This is a genomic window from Mesorhizobium sp. M7A.F.Ca.MR.148.00.0.0 (assembly GCF_003997735.1).
Taxonomy (GTDB): Bacteria; Pseudomonadota; Alphaproteobacteria; order Rhizobiales; family Rhizobiaceae; genus Mesorhizobium.
On the sequence record NZ_RZTB01000474.1, the window covers coordinates 1 to 325 of the forward strand.

Genomic DNA, 325 nt, shown 5'->3' on the forward strand with positions numbered 1-325 from the left:
CATGAAGCGCACATGGGCGAGATAGACATGCAAGGTGAAGACGACGAACAACGCCCTGGCCCAGCCAATTCGCAATCGGGACACCAATAGCCCGAAAAGCGCCAGCAGCATCACCGCTTCCTGGACAGGACTGTCCGGCGGATTGAACGGTTTCCATTCCATGATCAGCGACACTGCCTCATTGCCGTAAGCCACGGCGAGCGTCGCCAGGATGGCCTGGACGCCGTACGGGTGGAACAGGCTGACCAGCGGGCAAAGCAGGCCGAACGCGATCCACTTCGCCAGCAGGGCCGGTTTTGACAGGCCCGTGCGCGCCAGCAGATCG

Annotated in this window: 1 pseudogene; it reads right to left on the reverse strand. The window is 61.8% G+C overall.

Going from position 1 to position 325, the window contains the following annotated elements:
- Window positions 1–325, reverse strand: a pseudogene (locus EOB49_RS34985) (hypothetical protein); the annotation flags it as partial.